This window comes from Spirosoma sp. 48-14 (assembly GCF_001898575.1).
Lineage (GTDB): Bacteria > Bacteroidota > Bacteroidia > Cytophagales > Spirosomataceae > Spirosoma.
Window position 1 is genome coordinate 1 of the sequence record NZ_MKUD01000006.1, and the last position, 17,326, is coordinate 17,326.

The 17,326-nt window shown below is 48.0% G+C and carries 15 protein-coding genes; 5 read left to right on the forward strand and 10 right to left on the reverse strand.

Annotation, left to right across the window (positions count from 1 at the left end; all coding sequences use genetic code 11):
• Both BGO59_RS05430 and BGO59_RS05435 read right to left on the reverse strand, forming a co-directional pair.
• A partial coding sequence (locus BGO59_RS05430) for a RagB/SusD family nutrient uptake outer membrane protein (RefSeq protein WP_293681741.1) occupies window positions 1-520 on the reverse strand: 520 nt, incomplete at its 3' end.
• A 125-nt stretch (window positions 521-645) separates the two neighbouring features.
• Window positions 646-3,930, reverse strand: coding sequence for a TonB-dependent receptor (locus BGO59_RS05435; RefSeq protein WP_293681744.1), 3,285 nt, complete (start codon window positions 3,928-3,930; stop codon window positions 646-648).
• A gap of 447 nt (window positions 3,931-4,377) precedes the next feature.
• Here BGO59_RS05435 and BGO59_RS05440 point away from each other — a divergent pair, with 447 nt between their 5' ends.
• The gene (locus BGO59_RS05440) at window positions 4,378-4,668 is read left to right on the forward strand and encodes a hypothetical protein (RefSeq protein ID WP_293681747.1); all 291 of its coding nucleotides are present in this window, start codon (window positions 4,378-4,380) and stop codon (window positions 4,666-4,668) included.
• A gap of 90 nt (window positions 4,669-4,758) precedes the next feature.
• Here the strand turns inward: BGO59_RS05440 and trxA are convergent, their stop codons facing one another.
• Window positions 4,759-5,064, reverse strand: coding sequence for a thioredoxin (gene trxA, locus BGO59_RS05445; RefSeq protein ID WP_293681750.1), 306 nt, complete (start codon window positions 5,062-5,064; stop codon window positions 4,759-4,761).
• 88 nt (window positions 5,065-5,152) lie between these two features.
• The gene (locus BGO59_RS05450; RefSeq protein WP_293681753.1) at window positions 5,153-6,460 is read right to left on the reverse strand and encodes a bifunctional 3,4-dihydroxy-2-butanone-4-phosphate synthase/GTP cyclohydrolase II; all 1,308 of its coding nucleotides are present in this window, start codon (window positions 6,458-6,460) and stop codon (window positions 5,153-5,155) included.
• 183 nt (window positions 6,461-6,643) lie between these two features.
• On the opposite strand from BGO59_RS05450, the gene BGO59_RS05455 reads away from it, so the two are divergent.
• The 3 genes from BGO59_RS05455 (at window position 6,644) to BGO59_RS05465 (ending at window position 10,443) form a co-directional block, all read left to right on the forward strand.
• Entirely contained in the window at window positions 6,644-8,674 is a 2,031-nt protein-coding gene (locus tag BGO59_RS05455; protein WP_293681756.1) for a gliding motility-associated C-terminal domain-containing protein, read from the forward strand.
• 318 nt (window positions 8,675-8,992) lie between these two features.
• Entirely contained in the window at window positions 8,993-9,322 is a 330-nt protein-coding gene (locus BGO59_RS05460) for a YbaB/EbfC family nucleoid-associated protein (protein WP_080055136.1), read from the forward strand.
• Window positions 9,323-9,414: 92 nt separating this feature from the next.
• The gene (locus tag BGO59_RS05465; RefSeq protein WP_293682462.1) at window positions 9,415-10,443 is read left to right on the forward strand and encodes a glycosyltransferase family 2 protein; all 1,029 of its coding nucleotides are present in this window, start codon (window positions 9,415-9,417) and stop codon (window positions 10,441-10,443) included.
• 79 nt (window positions 10,444-10,522) lie between these two features.
• On the opposite strand, the gene BGO59_RS05470 is transcribed toward BGO59_RS05465, so the two are convergent.
• Entirely contained in the window at window positions 10,523-10,744 is a 222-nt protein-coding gene (locus BGO59_RS05470; RefSeq protein WP_293681764.1) for a PspC domain-containing protein, read from the reverse strand.
• A gap of 339 nt (window positions 10,745-11,083) precedes the next feature.
• On the opposite strand from BGO59_RS05470, the gene BGO59_RS05475 reads away from it, so the two are divergent.
• The gene (locus BGO59_RS05475; protein WP_020600148.1) at window positions 11,084-11,284 is read left to right on the forward strand and encodes a cold-shock protein; all 201 of its coding nucleotides are present in this window, start codon (window positions 11,084-11,086) and stop codon (window positions 11,282-11,284) included.
• 75 nt (window positions 11,285-11,359) lie between these two features.
• Here the strand turns inward: BGO59_RS05475 and lysS are convergent, their stop codons facing one another.
• From lysS to fucP, 5 genes are all read right to left on the reverse strand, one after another.
• Window positions 11,360-13,114 carry a lysine--tRNA ligase gene (gene lysS / locus BGO59_RS05480; RefSeq protein WP_293681771.1) on the reverse strand — a complete coding sequence of 585 codons (1,755 nt, stop codon included), beginning with the start codon at window positions 13,112-13,114 and terminating at the stop codon, window positions 11,360-11,362.
• Window positions 13,115-13,345: 231 nt separating this feature from the next.
• Window positions 13,346-14,365 carry a zinc-binding alcohol dehydrogenase family protein gene (locus BGO59_RS05485; protein ID WP_293681774.1) on the reverse strand — a complete coding sequence of 340 codons (1,020 nt, stop codon included), beginning with the start codon at window positions 14,363-14,365 and terminating at the stop codon, window positions 13,346-13,348.
• 56 nt (window positions 14,366-14,421) lie between these two features.
• Complete coding sequence (locus tag BGO59_RS05490) at window positions 14,422-15,213, reverse strand: SDR family oxidoreductase (protein WP_293681777.1); 792 nt, start codon at window positions 15,211-15,213, stop codon at window positions 14,422-14,424.
• A 171-nt stretch (window positions 15,214-15,384) separates the two neighbouring features.
• Entirely contained in the window at window positions 15,385-15,768 is a 384-nt protein-coding gene (locus tag BGO59_RS05495; protein WP_293681780.1) for an FdtA/QdtA family cupin domain-containing protein, read from the reverse strand.
• Between the two features lie 50 nt (window positions 15,769-15,818).
• Entirely contained in the window at window positions 15,819-17,072 is a 1,254-nt protein-coding gene (fucP, locus tag BGO59_RS05500; RefSeq protein ID WP_293681783.1) for an L-fucose:H+ symporter permease, read from the reverse strand.
• Between the last annotated feature and the right edge of the window lie 254 nt (window positions 17,073-17,326).

The window sequence follows — 17,326 nt, forward strand, 5'->3', positions numbered from 1 at the left end:
CGACGGTTTCATCGATGAAGGGCACCATGTTGAAGTTGCGCTTGAGCTCGAAGTAGTAGTGCCCCCGCAGGAAGCGAGCTTCGGCCTGAAGTCCTGTTTTGTCAGCAGCCGTTACATCTGAACCAGCCGAAGCCAGCGAGCGCAGGACGGAGTTGCATCGGGCGATGCCTTCGTACATGGCATTCCACTTGGCGTTGACTTCACCACTGGAAGGCAGGAGCTGATAGGTTTCGTAGGGGGTCAGGGCGTTGAAGTCACCGGAGTTGGAGCCTTTGTTGGCTTCGCCCCCGGAAATGCTGCCGCGGACCCAGTTGAAGGAGGAGGCTGACTGGGAGAAGCCCCGGGCGTTGAGCTGGGCGTAGGCCCCCATCAACAGACCATCCAGACCCGCCTTGCTGGTGAGCTGGACGCCGGAGAGTTGCCCGGTGGCGGGCACTTCCAGGAATTTGTCGGTACAGGCAAAGGAGACGGCCATCAGCAGGGTGGCGGTCAGTGTGCCTTTATTAATCAATGTTTTCATTGTGCGTATATGCCTTAGAGATAATAAGGAATAAGAGTCTTTTCATATTCCCAGCGACTACATTCGATTAAGACCAAGTTAATCTATAAACGAACGGGAGTCGCTGGGTTGTATCTTCTCAACGCTTAGAAACCGAAGCTTAAACCTACGTTGTAGCCACGCTGAACCGGGTAGTTACCCACATCGATACCGAAGTTGGTATCGGCCGATCCACCTACGCCTGGGTCCATACCCGAATACTTGGTGATGGTGAACAGGTTGGTAGCCGAAACCGACAGCCGCAGCCGATTGATGTTGATCTTGCTAAGCAGGGTCGATGGGAGGGTATATCCCAGCGTCAGGTACTGCATCCGGGCATACGAACCGTTCTCTACGTAGTAGGAGTTGGGCTGGGTGTTGGTGCTGAAGTTAGACGCACTTTCGAAAATGGGCACCGTCGTGTTGGTGTGCGAAGGCAACCACGAATCTTTTACCCGTGCGCTCACAGCCGCCCCGGTGAAGGAGGGGTAGAAATCCGTAAACCAACGCTGGTTGTTGAAGATGCTGTTACCCAGCGAGGTGTACAGGTTGGTGTTCAGGTCGAAGCCTTTGTACTTCAGCGTCAGGGTGATACTACCCGTCATTTTCGGGATCGGGCTGCCCAGATACTGCCGGTCACTGTCGTCAATCTTACCATCACCGTTGGTGTCGGCATAGCGGAAACGACCGGGAGCGGCACCATCCTGAGTTGGGGCAGCGGCCACTTCTTCCTTGCTGTTGAACAGGCCGATCACTTTGTAGCCGTAGAACGACGACAGTTGGTGGCCGGGTTCGTTACGCACTACGTTGCCACTCAGGCGGGTACCCCCACCGTAGAAGTAAGGCACCAATGGGTCGATCGCCACGATCTTGTTGTTGAGGAAGCTGGCAATCGCCGTTACTTCATACGTCAGACCATTCGTAACATTGCCTCGGTTGGTCACTAAGATGTCGATCCCTTCGTTGCGCATGCTGGCCAGGTTTTTGAACGGAGCGCCTGAACGAACGCCGACTACACCAGGCAGAGCCAGTTGGTAGAGCAGGTCTTTGGTGTCCCGGCGCCAGAAATCGAGCACGACTTCGAGTTTGTTGTTGAAGAAGGCTCCATCGATACCGATGTTGCTGGTCACGTTAGTTTCCCATTTAGCACCCGCATTCCCGATCTGAGTCCGGTAGAAACCAGCGGCAATGGAGTTATTGGTTCCGTTGATGTCGTAACCCTGGCTGGCGTCGCCACCATACAGGTTATACTGGTTGGTCGCGCTCAGGAAGTTGGAGTTACCCATGGTACCGTATCCCCCCCGAATTTTCAGATCCGACACCCAGGGCAGGTTTTTCATGAACTCTTCCGACGACAGACGCCAGGCAGCTGACACGGCTGGGAAGACCCCGTACCGATTCGAAGCGGCAAACTGAGACGATCCATCCCGGCGAACTACGCCCGTAATAATGTACTTATCGTTGTAGGTGTAGCGTACCTGACCGAACAGCGAGTAGAACTTGTTACCTAGTCCGTAGCCACTACCTACCTGGCGGGTCGCTCCCGGCGTGGTGGTGCTGATGGTCACGTAGTTAGGGTCGGTCGAGAAAGGATTTTGACCCGATCCGAAAATATTCCGTCCTAATCCGGTGTTGAGGGCTTCGATACCAGCCAGGGCGTCGATATCATGGATACCGAACTTCTGCTTGAAGTGGGCCGTGTTGGTAAAGGTCCAGGCTAAGCCATAACCTGCGCCTTCGCTGTAGGTGTAGGTCGTGTTGTTCTCCGAGTTTTCGTACTGCACCCGACCGTAGCTATTATAGTAATTGGTGAAATAGTTACCACCGATGCTGCTGCGCAGGGTCAGGGAAGGGATCACGTCATACTCCAGGTAAGCATTACCGAAACCGATGATGTTCAGGTTGCTGTCGTTGGCCCGGGCCTGGCGAGTGGCAACGGGGTTCTGTGGGTTGTTGAAGCCCGGAGCAGCTGTACCCGCATAGCCTCCAAAGGAGTTATACACCGGAATGATGGGCGGCATCCGATAAGCAGCCAGTACCTCGTTTTCGTCAGAAGCGGCTGTCGAGTTGTTGTTGGTCGAGTTACCCAGAATGCTACCTACGCCACCTAAAAGACCTTTTGTGCGGATGTAAGCGAGCTGGAAGTTTTCGCCAAAGCGAAGCTTTTTAGTGATGTCGAACTCCGTGTTGGCGCGCAGCGTGTAACGCGAAAAATCATTGTTGATCACGATACCTGCCTGCTGCTGCATACCCAGGGCTACATAGAACCGGCTCGATTCGGTACCACCCGAGAAACCGATGTTGTGCCGCATCAGGGGGGCTACCCGGGTAATCTCTTTGTACCAGTTGGTACCTGCCTTATTAGCAGGAATGACGTTGTAAATCGCGCCGTTGGCTGGATTCACGTTGTATTTCGCTGCTTCAGCCGTCAGATCCACCTGCGAAGCCGACAGGCCCGAACGGCTACCTACCAGCAGATAATCCGGTAACACCGGCGTAGCGCCTTCGCCATACTGACCACCGGCCAGCCCTTTGAAGTCGTTAGATGGGTAGGTGCCCTGGTAGATGTCGTTCTTCCGGGCCTGCCAGGTCCAGTCAGCCTGTTCCTGCGGGTTGAGGATAGGCAGGCTCTTGCCTGGATCGGTCGCCCCGAACAGTCCATCGTAGCTCACGCTCAGCTTTTGAGCGCGACGCTGACCTTTGCGGGTGGTGATAACGATCACCCCGGAAGCGGCCCGGGCGCCGTAGATCGACGCCGAAGCGGCATCTTTCAGAACCGTGGTCGATTCAATGTCATCTGGAGAGATATAAGAGATACTCTGCGTTGGTACGCCGTCAACTACGTAAAGCGGCTGGTTACCCCCGAACGAACCGAAGCCCCGAACGCGGACCTGCGAAGAGGTGCCAGGCTGGCCGCTGGTGATAACGGTAACCCCGGCAACGCGTCCCTGCAACTGCTGTTCGACGTTGGTGGAAGGGACGACCTTTAATTGAGCCGGTTTAACGGTGGACACAGCTCCGGTCACATCCCGGCGGTTTTCGGTAGAGTACCCGGTAACGACGACTTCACTCAGCGCAGTGGCTTCGTCTTCGAGTTTAATCTCGATACTGGTCTGGTTCCCAACAGGTACTTCCTGGGTTTTGAAGCCGATGGCCGAAACCACCAGTACAGGACTTGCCCCCCTGATATTCAGGGAGAAACTGCCATTAGCGTCGGATGAGGTTCCGACTTGTGTCCCTTTGAGGACGATGTTGGCGCCGGGTACGGCTCCATCCGATCCCGTAATTGTCCCCGTCAGCCGACGGTCTTGGGCTGAAGCATGGAGGCTCCAAAGCAGCAGGACTGCACCCAGAAAAGCGGTCTGCAGAAACCTGTAGAACGATGCTTTCATGAAATTTAGGTTGGTTTGAAAAATGAGTAAACACGCTACTTTTAAAGTAAGCGCACCAATATTAAGTTGGTTAAATTATATTTCAAAAGGGGATCGTGATAATTCTATTTTAGGAAATACTTTAAAAAAGTTTAATTTATTAAAATAATTAAATTAAATCGATGTTAAGTTACTGTAAATCAATTTTTTAAATAGTAAATTATGTAAATAAAATTAAGTTTTTCCTGAAAAATTAAAGTAAAATTAAATTTGAATATACTGGTAAAATTTTTGCCTTATTTCTTTATAAATTAGTCCCTTGAGAGTTGATTAAATTGACTTAAAAAAATTTAATTGAGTATTTTTTTTATGGTGCTTGTAATAATACTCAGTTAAACTACTTAGTAGTAATTGATCAAATTACTTAATGGTATTTGACTAGTATAAAATGCTAACTCGACGTATCAAATGGACACTTATTTTTTTTATGCGTACTATCGAAATCCGAAGGTTACTATTCACAAAGCAACTTGTCGGTTTTGTAATCAGGGTAAAGGCATGCAGCCAAATAAGTGTAGTTGTTCAACGGGGCGCTGGCGGGGAAGCTTTTCCAGTTTCGAGCTGGCGTTGACGGCTGCTCAGGAAGTTGGTAAGCGATTAGGGGTAGAGCCTACCTATTGTCAACGTTGCATGCATGAGGCAGTTGCCGTTTCCGGGCAGGATGAGCTTGAGTGGGAAATGACTACGGCTGTATCCTAGCGGAGATCGTATACTGAGAGGAGACAAAAAAGCCCTGTTTGGCACACAGATATTGCCAAACAGGGCCTTTAGCATATAGCCTGATACGTATTAACTGGTAAACTGCTTCACGAGTCCTTCCAGCGTATGCAGGGGCTGAACCCCCGACTGCCGCCAGACAATCTTGCCGTCTTTAAATAAGATCATAGTCGGAATACTGCGAATCTGATATTGCTGGGCAGCCGCCTGGGCTTTATCGACATCAATCTTTACAACCCGAACTTTATCGCCTGCTCGGTCGGTGAGCTGCTTGAGGATAGGAGCCTGTTGTTTACAGGGGCCACACCAGTCGGCATAGAAATCGACCAGGACGGGTTTGTCGCCGTTGATCAGGTCTTTAAACGATTGCTTGTTCATAGTTTTGTTTGTTTACATTTTTTGGTGTACGGCTTATAGGGGGCTGATTCACGGCGGTAAGCCGTACGCCAAGAACCATAAACTTGTTTTATTGTTCCTCATTCACCGGTTCGTTCAGGATGGTGTGGCCCATTTTATCCCGTTTGGTTTGGAGGTATCGTTTGTTGTGCGGGTTGGATGGTATTTCGATAGGTACCGTATCGACAATTTCAAGGCCATACCCCATCAAACCGGCCCGTTTCTTGGGATTATTGGAAATCAGCCGTAGTTTGCGGATACCCAGGTCACGTAGAATCTGAGCGCCAACTCCATAATCACGGGCGTCCATAGGGAGGCCTAGTTCCAGGTTGGCTTCTACGGTATCACGGCCCATTTCCTGAAGTTTATAGGCCTTGAGTTTATTGAGTAGGCCAATACCCCGGCCTTCCTGAAACATATATAGAACAACGCCTTTGCCTTCCGCTTCCACCATTTTCATCGCTTCATGAAGCTGAGCACCACAGTCGCAACGGCAGGAGCCGAAGATGTCGCCTGTCACACAGGAAGAGTGGACACGTACCAGAACTGGTTCGTTAGGCTCCCAACTTCCTTTAATGAGTGCCAGGTGCGTATCTCCTGAGTTACTTTGCTTATAGGCAATCAGGTCAAAATGCCCCCATTCCGTAGGCAGATCGACGCCAATTTCCCGCTGAATAAGTGTCTCTGTCTTGAGTCTGTATTCGATGAGGTCCTGAATACTAATCAGTTTCATGTCGAAACGGTCGGCCATTATACGCAGTTGCGGTAGGCGAGCCATGGTACCGTCTTCATTCAATACTTCGATCAATACACCCGCTGGTGAAAGACCGGCCAGCCGGGCCAGATCGATAGCCGCTTCGGTATGCCCCGACCGTCGAATTACACCACCTTCAGCCGCACGTAGCGGGAATATGTGGCCGGGCCGCCCTAAATCCTCGGGCGTAATGGTTGGGTCAACCAATGCCTGAATTGTTTTAGCCCGATCGGAAGCTGAGATACCTGTTGTGCAACCATGACCTAATAAATCGACTGAAACCGTAAATGGGGTAGTGTGAACCGATGTGTTACTGGTTACCATCATATCCAGACCCAGTTCATTACAGCGTTCCTGCGTGAGCGGAACACACATTAGCCCACGGGCCTCGCGCACCATGAAGTTGACCATTTCAGGCGTAACCATTTCGGCCGCACAGATCATATCTCCTTCGTTTTCGCGGTCTTCATCGTCAACGACAATCACAATTTTGCCCGCCTTAATGTCGGCAATGGCCTCTTCGATTGTATTGAGTCGAATCGGCGTTGCGTCCGACGGGGGTAACTCGTAGCCAGAGGCAGATTCTTGCTGTGTGGCGTCAGAGTTGGTACTATTATTGCTCATTTTTTTTGGTCTATGCGTATCAGTAAAACTATCTTTGGTAGTGCTTAGCCAATCACCTGTTGGTTCGAAAGGTAGCACGGGCTTCTGTTTAATCGGAAAACTGAATTTTAGAAAGATACGTTTCGTGGGATGCGAAAATGTCTGTTATTCCGTTTAAAGCATAGATGAAATAATTATATAAGAATGCTAAAAAAGTTACCCTCTGTGCGAGCCTTACGATTGTGGTTGATGGAGTCTGGGGTGAAAACCAATGGATTGACTGGCTGGCTGAGCCTGGCTCTGGGCCTATACCTGCTACTGGGCAGCCCTCGATTTGTGCAAGGTCAGAATGTTTGTGCTAACCCACGATTTCCGGGTGATTTTTCAGTTGATAAGGCGAAAATATGTGTCGGCTCATCGGTCAATATCGTAGGTGTGCCAGCCAATTTAATAAGCGCTCAGTATAATTTTGAATACGATGGTAAGAGCACCATCGACAAAGTGACCCTGGCACCTACCAAAGCACATACCTATTCGACTCCTGGTTCGTATACAATTATTCAGAGTGGTACCGGTAATGGTGCAGGCACGGGTACTATTTTCTGTAAAGAGGTAGTTGTATTACCCGTGGATCAGGTAAAATTTACGGTCAATGTTTGCTCGGGGCGAAGGGCTATTCTTGTACCCGATGGTTCGACACTGGGCCAGTATGACAGCTACGAGATCAGATGGGGCGATGGAACCGTTGAGCGGAAAACCCGGGCTGAATTGACGAATCAACCAGCGCATACCTACAGCAATTCTGGTAATACAGTTTATACCATAGCACTTCAGGGAGTATATAATCCACCAGCCGACTGCAAGTCAACCGTATCCCAGTCAACACCAATTAGTTTGATAGGTGCAGCTACCCAGCCTACGATTTCGGCATTGAAAACCACCAGTGATAATACAATAGATATCGACTATCAGGCCAACACGGGGATCGCAGTACAGCTTTATCAGAAGGTAAATGGTGCCTACGTGTCGACAGGTAAGACTAGTACGGGAGGAGGGACTTTTACTGTACAGACTGATGCCAAGCAGGTACAATGTTTTCAGGTGGTTACTCAGGACGCCTGCAACAGTACTCCCGTAAAATCAGACGAAGTGTGTAGTCTGGTGCTGGATGCAAAAGCAGCTAATAAACAGAATAATTTAAGTTGGCAGGCCTATGCTGGCACGGCCACCCAGTTTCGGTTTTATCGGATTCGGCGAAATGGGGTGGTTAATGGTCAGTTAACGAGTCGGACAACAACGACTTATACCGATGCCAATGACATTACCTGTGGTACTCAATATTGCTATTCGCTCGAAGCCACGGTTGGCCCAACCACAATTACATCGCAACAGGTTTGTGTCAACGGAATTAATGATGGTACACCAGGGGATATTGAGGGGGTTGTGGTGTCTATTGAAAATAACAGGCCCCGGATAGTGGCTAATTTACCAGCCGCCAGTTTATCTTCCACCTTTACCCTGGTTGTGAGCCGTGCCAGTGGTTCCTCGGGTACTTATCAGCAGGTGGGCACCCTGGTTAACCAGAATTCATTTGTGGATGAAAGTGCCGATCCTGCAGCCGGTTCATATTGCTATCAGCTAAGTTACCAAAGTGCCTGCGGGTTGTCGTCAAAACCTTCAGAGCCGGTCTGTTCTGTATTCCTGAACTCAAACTCACCTAAAGGCATTGACTGGTCAGCATCGTCGCCTTTTACTCCCTCAACAGTGGCTGAGTACATTGTTGAAGTGATTGATTCAGTTAATAATACCAAACGAGAAATACGCGTAAGCTCCAATACCCACCTCGACCTGACCGATGCCGATCTGGAGTCGCAAACGCAAAAATACCGGATTATTACGGCCTCATCGGATGGAACGGTTAGCTACTCTAATTTCTACACCTTTCGGAGTGAAGTAAAAATCTGGCTTCCTGATGCGTTTACACCGGATGGTGATGGTATGAACGAAGTATTTTTGGCGAAAGGTATCTATCTGGATCAATTCCGTATGACCATTTTTGATCGATGGGGTGAGGTCGTATTTACTACTACGGATAAACAGCAGGGCTGGGATGGTACCGTAAATGGACAGCGGGCTCTGGAAGGACAATATTTGTATCGCATTGAAGTGATTGATCAGACTAATCTGAAAACTGTCCGAACGGGGGGCGTATTGCTTGTTCGAAGTAAACGTTGAAAAGAGATCTTACAGCCATTCAGCGTCGACTCCCTTGCCCATAATCTTCGCCAGATTATCTCCTAAACCTTAGTATCTAGTTCTGCCAGAAATTAATTTCCTGGCCCTTCTATGGCTGGCCGTTAATAGGCTATTCTGAAACAAATCCGTGTTAATCCGGGTAATCAGATAGCACCTGTATCGTCTGTCTGAAATGAGCAGGCTTTTTTGTTGCGAAGTCGATAAGAAGCTATAACGAATAAAAATGCCGGATGAACGCAGTAAACGTTCTTCATGTTGCCAGAAGTGTGATATTTACAAATAGAAATTAGATACGATATGAACATGATGGATATGTTCGGGAAGATGAAAGAAGTTCAGTCCCGAATGAAAGACGCTCAGGAAACGCTTAGTGCAGTTACAGAAGTTGGCGAATCGGGGGCTGGGTTGGTAAAAGTGACGGTGAACGGACTGAAAAACGTTCTGAAAATAGAAATCGATCCCGATCTGATTAAACCCGACGACCGTGAAATGTTACAGGATCTGGTTGTAGCGGCTACCAACAAGGCAATGGCTAATGTAGAGACGAAGTCCCGTGAACACCTCCGAAAAGCGACTGAGGGGTTACTGCCTAATATTCCCGGCTTAAATCTGGACGGACTTATGTGAGGAAGAGTTTGTAAGTTTGTCGTTCGTAGGGTGATGTAGGTCCTTGTTAACTATGACAAACGTCAAACTGCGAACGCAAACATTGAATGGATTTGGATAGTCTTGCCATTGTTATTCTGAATTACAACGGTCAGCCGTTTTTAGCGAAATTTCTGCCTAATGTATTGGCCCATGCCGATGGACATCCGATTTACGTAGCGGATAGTGCGTCTACGGATGCGTCAGTTTCTTTTCTTCGAACTACGTTCCCAACTGTCCGGGTAATCGAACTGCCTAAAAATGAAGGCTACGCTGGAGGGTATAACCAGGCGCTCAATCAGATTCGATCTGACTATGGAGGAGCCACTTATTACGTCCTGCTTAACTCAGATATTGACGTGACACCCAACTGGCTGTCGCCTGTGGTGGCTTTATTTGACGCAGACCCAAAACTGGCTGCCTGCCAGCCCAAAATTCGGTCGTATAGTCAGCCTGATTTGTTCGAACATGCGGGTGCCGCCGGAGGGTTTATCGATTGGCTGGGATATGTATTCTGTCGGGGACGCGTTTTTGCAACCTTTGAAGCTGACCGGGGCCAATATGATGATAATCGCCCTGTTTTTTGGGCAACCGGGGCGTGTCTGTTTGTCCGATCCGCCGTTTTTCATCAAACCGGCGGATTCGACGCGGCTTTTTTTGCCCATATGGAAGAGATTGACTGGTGCTGGCGTATTCAACAGCTAGGATATGAAGTCTGGACCTGCGGTCAATCGACTGTATATCACGTAGGTGGTGGAACGCTTCATAAATCGAATCCTCACAAAACATTCCTCAACTATCGGAATAGCCTGTTCATGCTCTACAAAAATTGGCCATCAGATGGTTGGCTATGGCCTAAAATTCTGTTGCGGTTGATTTTGGACGGCGTATCGTCGTTACTGTTTTTAAAGGAAGGGCAGTGGCAGGATGTATGGGCTATTATCCGCGCCCACTTCGCTTTTTACAGCAAGTTACCAACCTTACATCGTCAGCGAAACGAATTAAGGCAGCAGCGGATAAAACAGGTTCAGGTATACCCCAACAGCATTGTTTGGCAATACTTTGCCAAAGGCAGAAAGACGTTTCAGGAGATATATGAATAATGTATGATATAAGATGTAGGGGGTAGGATGTAAAGCGCCTTTTTTGTTTATACAGCATACATCCTATATCATACATTATTTACAGTTCCCAGATAGTTGGATGAGCATGCCGCCGAAGATGCTTGTTCATTTCCATCCAGAAAGCAAGTATCAAATAAAGCACAACTGGCGATCCTAAAGTCAGGCAGGACGTATAAATAAAATATAAGCGGATACTACTAGCCGAGATATTCATTTTCTCACCTAGACGGGCGCATACGCCAAATGCTTGATTTTCAATGAAGTAACGTATCTTGTCCATTTTCTTATGTATGAAGTGCCTAAAAGATCTGGGCAATGATATGACGAAGAACAAACTGTGTTTTTGATAGAATGTTTGCTCTTTGGATAAAAAAGCAATATAAACTTAGTGAAATTAGCTAAAAAGTGTTGGTAAACTCATTGAAGTCGGAACATTTTTGTTTTCTTTGTGTTGTAACGGCTGTGACGGTGCGTAAGTGTCGTTTTTAGCTATTTTTTTAACAAAGTTCGTTGATTATCAACTAAGTACCCTGGCAACGGGATGGTCTGGTATCTGTTTCCTGAATCTTTGTTAATAACTGACCCTTTAAATGTTTAATTGTTTAATTGTTTAAGTTTTATGCAAACAGGTGAAGTAAAATTCTTTAACGAGAGTAAAGGCTACGGATTTATCGTTGAAGACGGTACCAACAGAGACATTTTCGTTCACATTACTGGTTTAAACGGAATTACCATCCGTGAGAAAGACCGGGTACAGTTTGAAGTGATTGACGGCAAAAAAGGACTAAACGCCGTAAAGGTGCAGAAAATAGCCGACTAGCTTGAGTCTGTGAGAACCAGAGTACGAAAGAGTAAAGACAGGAATCCGTATCTCTTTCATACTCTGGTTTATGAATTAGCCTGCTATCCAGCCACGAACCTCCTCAATACGAGGCATTGCTACATCCATTTTTAGTTTTTTACGAACTCCGCCAAGATCATTAAAAAGCTTGTTTGGGTTTGTAGCTCGTAGCTGTTCAACGGTCAGGATACCCAGTTTCTGTAAGGCAGCTACCCATTCGGCAGGTACACCGGCAGCAACAAAATCGCCTTCGCCCGATTGCTCAACTTTCTTCTCAGGCCGCATCTGTGGGAAAAACAGAACGTCCTGAATAGAAGGCTGGTTGGTCATGATCATGGTTAACCGATCAATACCTAGTCCCACACCGGCCGTAGGAGGCATGCCATATTCAAGCGCTCTTAAAAAGTCTTCGTCCAGCGCCATCGCTTCTTCGTCGCCCCGTTCAGCCAGACGTAGCTGATCTTCAAACCGTTCGCGCTGGTCAATCGGATCGTTCAGCTCCGAATAGGCATTTGCAATTTCTTTTCCGTTACAGATCGCTTCAAACCGTTCGACCAGACCGGGTTTGCTCCGGTGCTTTTTCGTCAGTGGTGACATCTCGACCGGGTAATCGGTAATGAACGTGGGCTGAATCAGGTTGGGCTCACAGGCATCGCCAAACAGTTCGTCGATCAGTTTAGACTTGCCCATGGTATTGTCTACTTCGATTCCCCGGCTTTGGGCTACCTGACGCAACTCATCTTCTTCCATGGCCGACACATCAACACCCGTATATTCCTGAATAGCCTCGAACATGGTCATGCGCTTCCAGGGGCGTTTGAAATCGATCACATTCGTGCCTACCGTCACCTTCGTCGTACCAGCAACATCCAGCGCTACTTTTTCGACCATTTCCTCGATGGTATCCATCATCCAGAGGTAGTCTTTGTAAGCCACGTAAAATTCAACCTGCGTAAACTCCGGGTTGTGCGTACGGTCCATCCCCTCGTTACGGAAGTCTTTGGCAAACTCGAATACGCCATCATAGCCACCAACGATCAGCCGTTTAAGGTATAACTCATTGGCAATCCGCATATAAAGCATCATGTCGAGGGAGTTATGGTGCGTGCGGAAAGGCCGTGCTGTAGCACCCCCATGAATTGGTTGCAAAATAGGGGTTTCGACTTCCAGATAGCCCTTGTTGCTCAAATACTGGCGAATCGAATTGACCAGTTTGGTTCGTTTGATGAACACGTCACGTACCTGCGGATTGACGATCAGGTCGACGTAGCGTTGGCGATATCGTTGCTCTGGATCGGTAAAGGCGTCGTACACTTCTTTTTCACCCTGGTCGTTGACCACCTCTTTTACGACCGGTAAAGGGCGTAGTGATTTATTGAGCAGCGTAAACTCCCGAACGTAAACAGACAACTCTCCGGTTTTGGTCGAGAATACATTTCCCCGTACACCAACGATGTCGCCAATGTCGAGTAATTTTTTAAAGACAGTGTTATACAGGGTTTTATCGTCACCAGGGCATAGGTCATCCCGTCGAAAATAGAGCTGCATACGCCCGGTCGAATCCTGCATTTCGGCAAAAGAGGCATTCCCCATAATGCGGAAGCCCATCAGGCGCCCCGCTAGTTGAATATTCCCCCAATGACTGTCGCCCGACAGATCCTGTTCGGGTTCAATAGTCGGAAAAGCCTCTCGGATACCGGCAATGGTAGCCGTTACGTCAAACAGTTCGGCAGGATAGGGATCGATTCCCATCCGCATTAATTCTTCGCGTTTTTGTCGGCGATTTATTTCTTGTTCACTCAGGAGCATGATTGTCAATGGTCAGTCAACCGGTTGGTTAACCAGGATTTTAGCCCGCAAAAATAGTGAAAAGGATTGGCGTTTGCAGAGTTAGCCTTAGATGGATATAAAGCACAAGTTCTTTTTCGACAGGATTAACAGGATTTTCAGGATTAATTTTGAAAATATTTATCTTAAAGAATCCTGAAAATCCTGTTAATCCTGTCGAAAAAACGTTCTCCTGATTGCTTGAATTAGCGGTTAGCCTTCCAGCGCCACCATTGCTTTTATAACCCCATTAGCGGGATCGAGCCAACTGGCAAATTCATCACGTACCTGCCCAAAGGTAACCCGGTGCGTAATGTAGGTGGTAGGGTCAACCAGCCCGGCTTTCATTGACGAAATAACGTGTTCAAAATCGGCACGGGTCGCGTTTCGGCTGCTCATCAATGTACCTTCCCGCTTATGGAACTCGGGGTGACTAAAGCTTATTTCACCTTTCTGTAAACCAATCAATATATACCGGGCTCCATGGGCCATATACTGAAAGGCATTGTTAATTGCTCGTAAGCTGCCCGTTGCATCAATGACTACAGTGGGCATATCGCCGTTGGTAATTGACGATAACTGCTCATACACATCGGGTGCCGTGGCCAGAACTGTATGGGCTACTTTCAATCGGTCCTGACAAAAGGCCAGCCGCGACTCGTTGATGTCAAGTGCAATGACGTTTCCACCGGCAATGCGTGCAAATTCCATGACACCCAATCCGATGGGACCGGCACCTACAACTAATACCCATTCGCCCGGTTGTACACCTGCTCTGCGAACACCGTGAGCACCAATGGCTAAAGGTTCAACCAATGCCAGTTCGTCGAAACTTAACCCATTGCCATGCACCAGAGAATGAGATGGTACCGACAGGTATTCGACCATACCGCCATCGGCGTGAACACCGCATACCTGTAAATTGACACAGCAGTTGGGTTTCCCCGATCGGCAGGCAATGCAGTGGCCACAGTTGAAATAGGGAATAAACGTGACAGCTTCACCGGGTTCAAAACCCGGTGCATTGTCGGCTTCGACTAGCTCGCCAGCCAGTTCATGCCCCAAAATTCGGGGGTAGTTAAAAAAGGGCTGAGTACCTTCAAAAGCGTGTAAATCAGTGCCACAGATTCCAATCCGACGAATGCGCAGAATGCTATGATCGGGTTGTAAACTCGGTTTTTCGCCGGGCTGATAATCTAATTGGCCCGGTGTTGTACAGACTAATGTTTGCATAAATTAAGTTCTCTGCTTACGGTTCAGGTAGGAAGCTTATGGACTGAGCCGTTAAACTAAGATGCGTTGGCTAAAGCCCGGTCGAGGTGTACATAACCGCCATCGACATAGAGCAGTTGGCCCGTCGTGTGGCTTGACCGGGGCGATAGCAGGAAGACAGTTGTATTGGCAATTTCTTCGGCCGTAGTCATGCGGTTTTCGAGCGGGATATTTGCCACAATGGAGGCTAGTTTTTCTTCTGGGTTGGGTAAGGTTTGTATCCAGCGCTCATAAAGGGGGGTCCAGCATTCGGCTACAATGATGGCATTGACCCGGATGTCATATTTGAGTAATTCAACGGCCCACTCACGGGTCAGTGCATTACGGCCACCGTTTGCTGCTGCGTAAGCGGATGTGCCTCCCTGACCTGTTTCGGCGGTTTTAGAGCTAATATTGACAATCGCTCCTTTTGACTCTTTCAAGGCGGGTAGGGCATAGTGGACAATCAGGTAATAGTGCACCAGGTTTTTGTGCAGTGAGGCCATAAAGGCTTCGTAATTGCCATGTTCAAGACCAACACCATCATTGACGCCAGCATTGTTAACAACCCCGTCAATGCGTCCGAACTGTTGCATAACGGCTTTTACTGCTTTTTCTGATTCCTCTGGTTGCGTGAGTTCGGCCGAGACCTGGAAAGCTTGTTGCCCGGCAGCTTCCAGTTCTGCTACCACCTTCAGGTTGTCGTCTTCATTACGGCCAATAATGACAGGAATGGCTCCCTCAGCTGCCAGCACTTTAACAATGCCTTCGCCAATACCTTTAGCTCCACCGGTAACGATGATAACCTTGTTTTGCAGTTGTAAATCCATACTATTTTGTTCGGTAAGAAATGCCGGTAAAGTTAAGATTGTGTTGTTAGGTTTCGTGTTTCCGGCTGGCTGATGTAGCAGAATCCAAAATGATTTCCAAAAAGAAAGTCCTCACACAAGCCGGTGGGACTTTTCCAGAAAACCAACCTATGAAATAACTTCGTTTCCATCTTAAGCGACTTGAAACGACAACTGATTGAATTCCTCTTCATAGATGTAATCGTTGGGGTCATACAGCTCCGATGCGGCTACCAGCAATATAGTATCGGTGGTAAACCGAATTTCTTTCCATAGCATGGGAGGAATATATATAGCCTGGCCAGCTTCGGTCAGCCGAATTTGGCCAGCTTCGCCTTCTCTGTTTCTCAGGTCGATGGTAAGTTGCCCCTGTAGAACAATTAAATATTCCTGACAAGCACGATGGGCGTGAGTACCCCGAATGGCATCTGTTGGAACGCCATAGATCCAGTAAAGACGTTTTACCGGAAACGGGGCCTGTTTGAGTAAGGAAAGCGTATCCTTATTCGTTAAGTCAAGTTTATTTATCGTGAGCATTGCCATACGTTTGACGGTGATTTCTGTACTCCTTTCGTATTGCCTTAGTGTTAGTGCGAAGCTGTTAGCGTCACGTTCTTCACTGTGAAGTTTTTTACCGCGAAATAGAGAATCGGTAAGAAACAACAGGCCGGTACCAGGTAGGCCGTTTGCATAGTGGTCAGGTCTGAAACCTGACCCATAATAACCGGGAAGAACGCTCCACCCGCTATCGCCATGATAACAAGCGATGACCCCAGCTTTGTTTTCGATCCTAATCCCCGGATACTCAGGGCGAAAATGGTTGGAAACATGATCGACATAAAAAACTCAACGCCAATCAGGGCATAAACAGGCACTTGCCCATGCCCGGTTACCGCAATAGCTAATAGCCCAATGTTGAGCAGGCTGTACAGGGCTAGTAAACGGGAAGGGGCTATGAACCGCATCAGAAAGGTGCCAAAGAAACGACCGACCATAAAAGCCAGCAACGCTATAGATAGCAATTTGGCGGCTGGCTTTTCGGTAATATTGGCAGCCTGGCTAACAAAGCGAATAAAAAAGCTACTTACACAAACCTGAGCGCCTACGTAAAAAAATTGAGCAATTACGCCTGTGATCAAATTCTTTTCGGTAAGAATTGATTCCTGATTTGCCGATGGCGAATCATCTTCATCACTGATCGTTGGTAGCGGTGTGCGGCTTATTAAGAGAGCAACCAGGAGAACAAAGCCGCCGATAAGCAGGAACGGTATCTGTACGGATGACGCTTCTTCTTTTAGATAGGCCTGAAGTTGATCGGCCGACATGGCTTGTTTGTCAGCAACTGAGAGGTTTTTGCCGGACAAAATAAACTGGCCACCTGCCAGCGGAGCCAGAAACGCGGCTAAACCATTGAACGATTGGGCAAAATTAAGTCGTTGCGTGCCTGTTTCAGGGTCGCCGAGTACGGTGATGTAAGGGTTTGCCGCCGTTTCCAATAGCGTTAAACCACTGGCAATTACAAATAAGGCAATCAGAAATAAGCTGAATTGGAGCGAATCGGCTGCTGGGTAAAATAAAAAGGCACCACCTGCAAACAGAAGCAAACCCAGTGTAATGCCTGCTTTGTATCCGTAGCGTTTCATGAACAGCCCGGCAGGTATAGCCATCAGAAAATAGGCGATATACGATGCCGAGTCGATAAACGCAGATTGGACATCACTTAACTGGCACGCTTTTTTCAGATGTGGAATCAATATGGGATTCATATTCAAGGCAAATCCCCATAGAAAAAAGAGTGCTGTAATTAAGACAACGGCAAAACGATTCGTAGGTTTGGACACTGTACTTCTTCTGGTTTAGTTGTAAATCCGGTTAAGATTAGGTTGCAAAGAAACTCTATTTACTAACCCATATTTTGTAGGAATTTAGCTAGATCGTAAGCTATTTTAGCATAGACTCTCCTCTGATTTTTGGGCCAGAGCCGTTTTCTGCAAAGTTTGTATAGTAAGCATAACTACTTAGTATCTGTTTACTATTTATAATCAGGTAACAGCCCGAAATACGGCTTACAATATACGGGTTTTCGCCGGATGGT

Excerpts from the sequence above, each read along its gene's own strand:
- trxA (WP_293681750.1), bottom strand. The coding sequence starts at position 5,064 with ATGAACAAGCAATCGTTTAAAGACCTGATCAACGGCGACAAACCCGTC.
- BGO59_RS05450 (WP_293681753.1), bottom strand. The coding sequence starts at position 6,460 with ATGAGCAATAATAGTACCAACTCTGACGCCACACAGCAAGAATCTGCC.
- BGO59_RS05435 (WP_293681744.1), bottom strand. The coding sequence starts at position 3,930 with ATGAAAGCATCGTTCTACAGGTTTCTGCAGACCGCTTTTCTGGGTGCA.
- BGO59_RS05440 (WP_293681747.1), top strand. The coding sequence starts at position 4,378 with ATGGACACTTATTTTTTTTATGCGTACTATCGAAATCCGAAGGTTACT.
- BGO59_RS05495 (WP_293681780.1), bottom strand. The coding sequence starts at position 15,768 with ATGCTCACGATAAATAAACTTGACTTAACGAATAAGGATACGCTTTCC.
- BGO59_RS05470 (WP_293681764.1), bottom strand. The coding sequence starts at position 10,744 with ATGGACAAGATACGTTACTTCATTGAAAATCAAGCATTTGGCGTATGC.
- BGO59_RS05460 (WP_080055136.1), top strand. The coding sequence starts at position 8,993 with ATGAACATGATGGATATGTTCGGGAAGATGAAAGAAGTTCAGTCCCGA.
- lysS (WP_293681771.1), bottom strand. The coding sequence starts at position 13,114 with ATGCTCCTGAGTGAACAAGAAATAAATCGCCGACAAAAACGCGAAGAA.
- BGO59_RS05475 (WP_020600148.1), top strand. The coding sequence starts at position 11,084 with ATGCAAACAGGTGAAGTAAAATTCTTTAACGAGAGTAAAGGCTACGGA.
- BGO59_RS05455 (WP_293681756.1), top strand. The coding sequence starts at position 6,644 with ATGCTAAAAAAGTTACCCTCTGTGCGAGCCTTACGATTGTGGTTGATG.
- BGO59_RS05485 (WP_293681774.1), bottom strand. The coding sequence starts at position 14,365 with ATGCAAACATTAGTCTGTACAACACCGGGCCAATTAGATTATCAGCCC.
- BGO59_RS05490 (WP_293681777.1), bottom strand. The coding sequence starts at position 15,213 with ATGGATTTACAACTGCAAAACAAGGTTATCATCGTTACCGGTGGAGCT.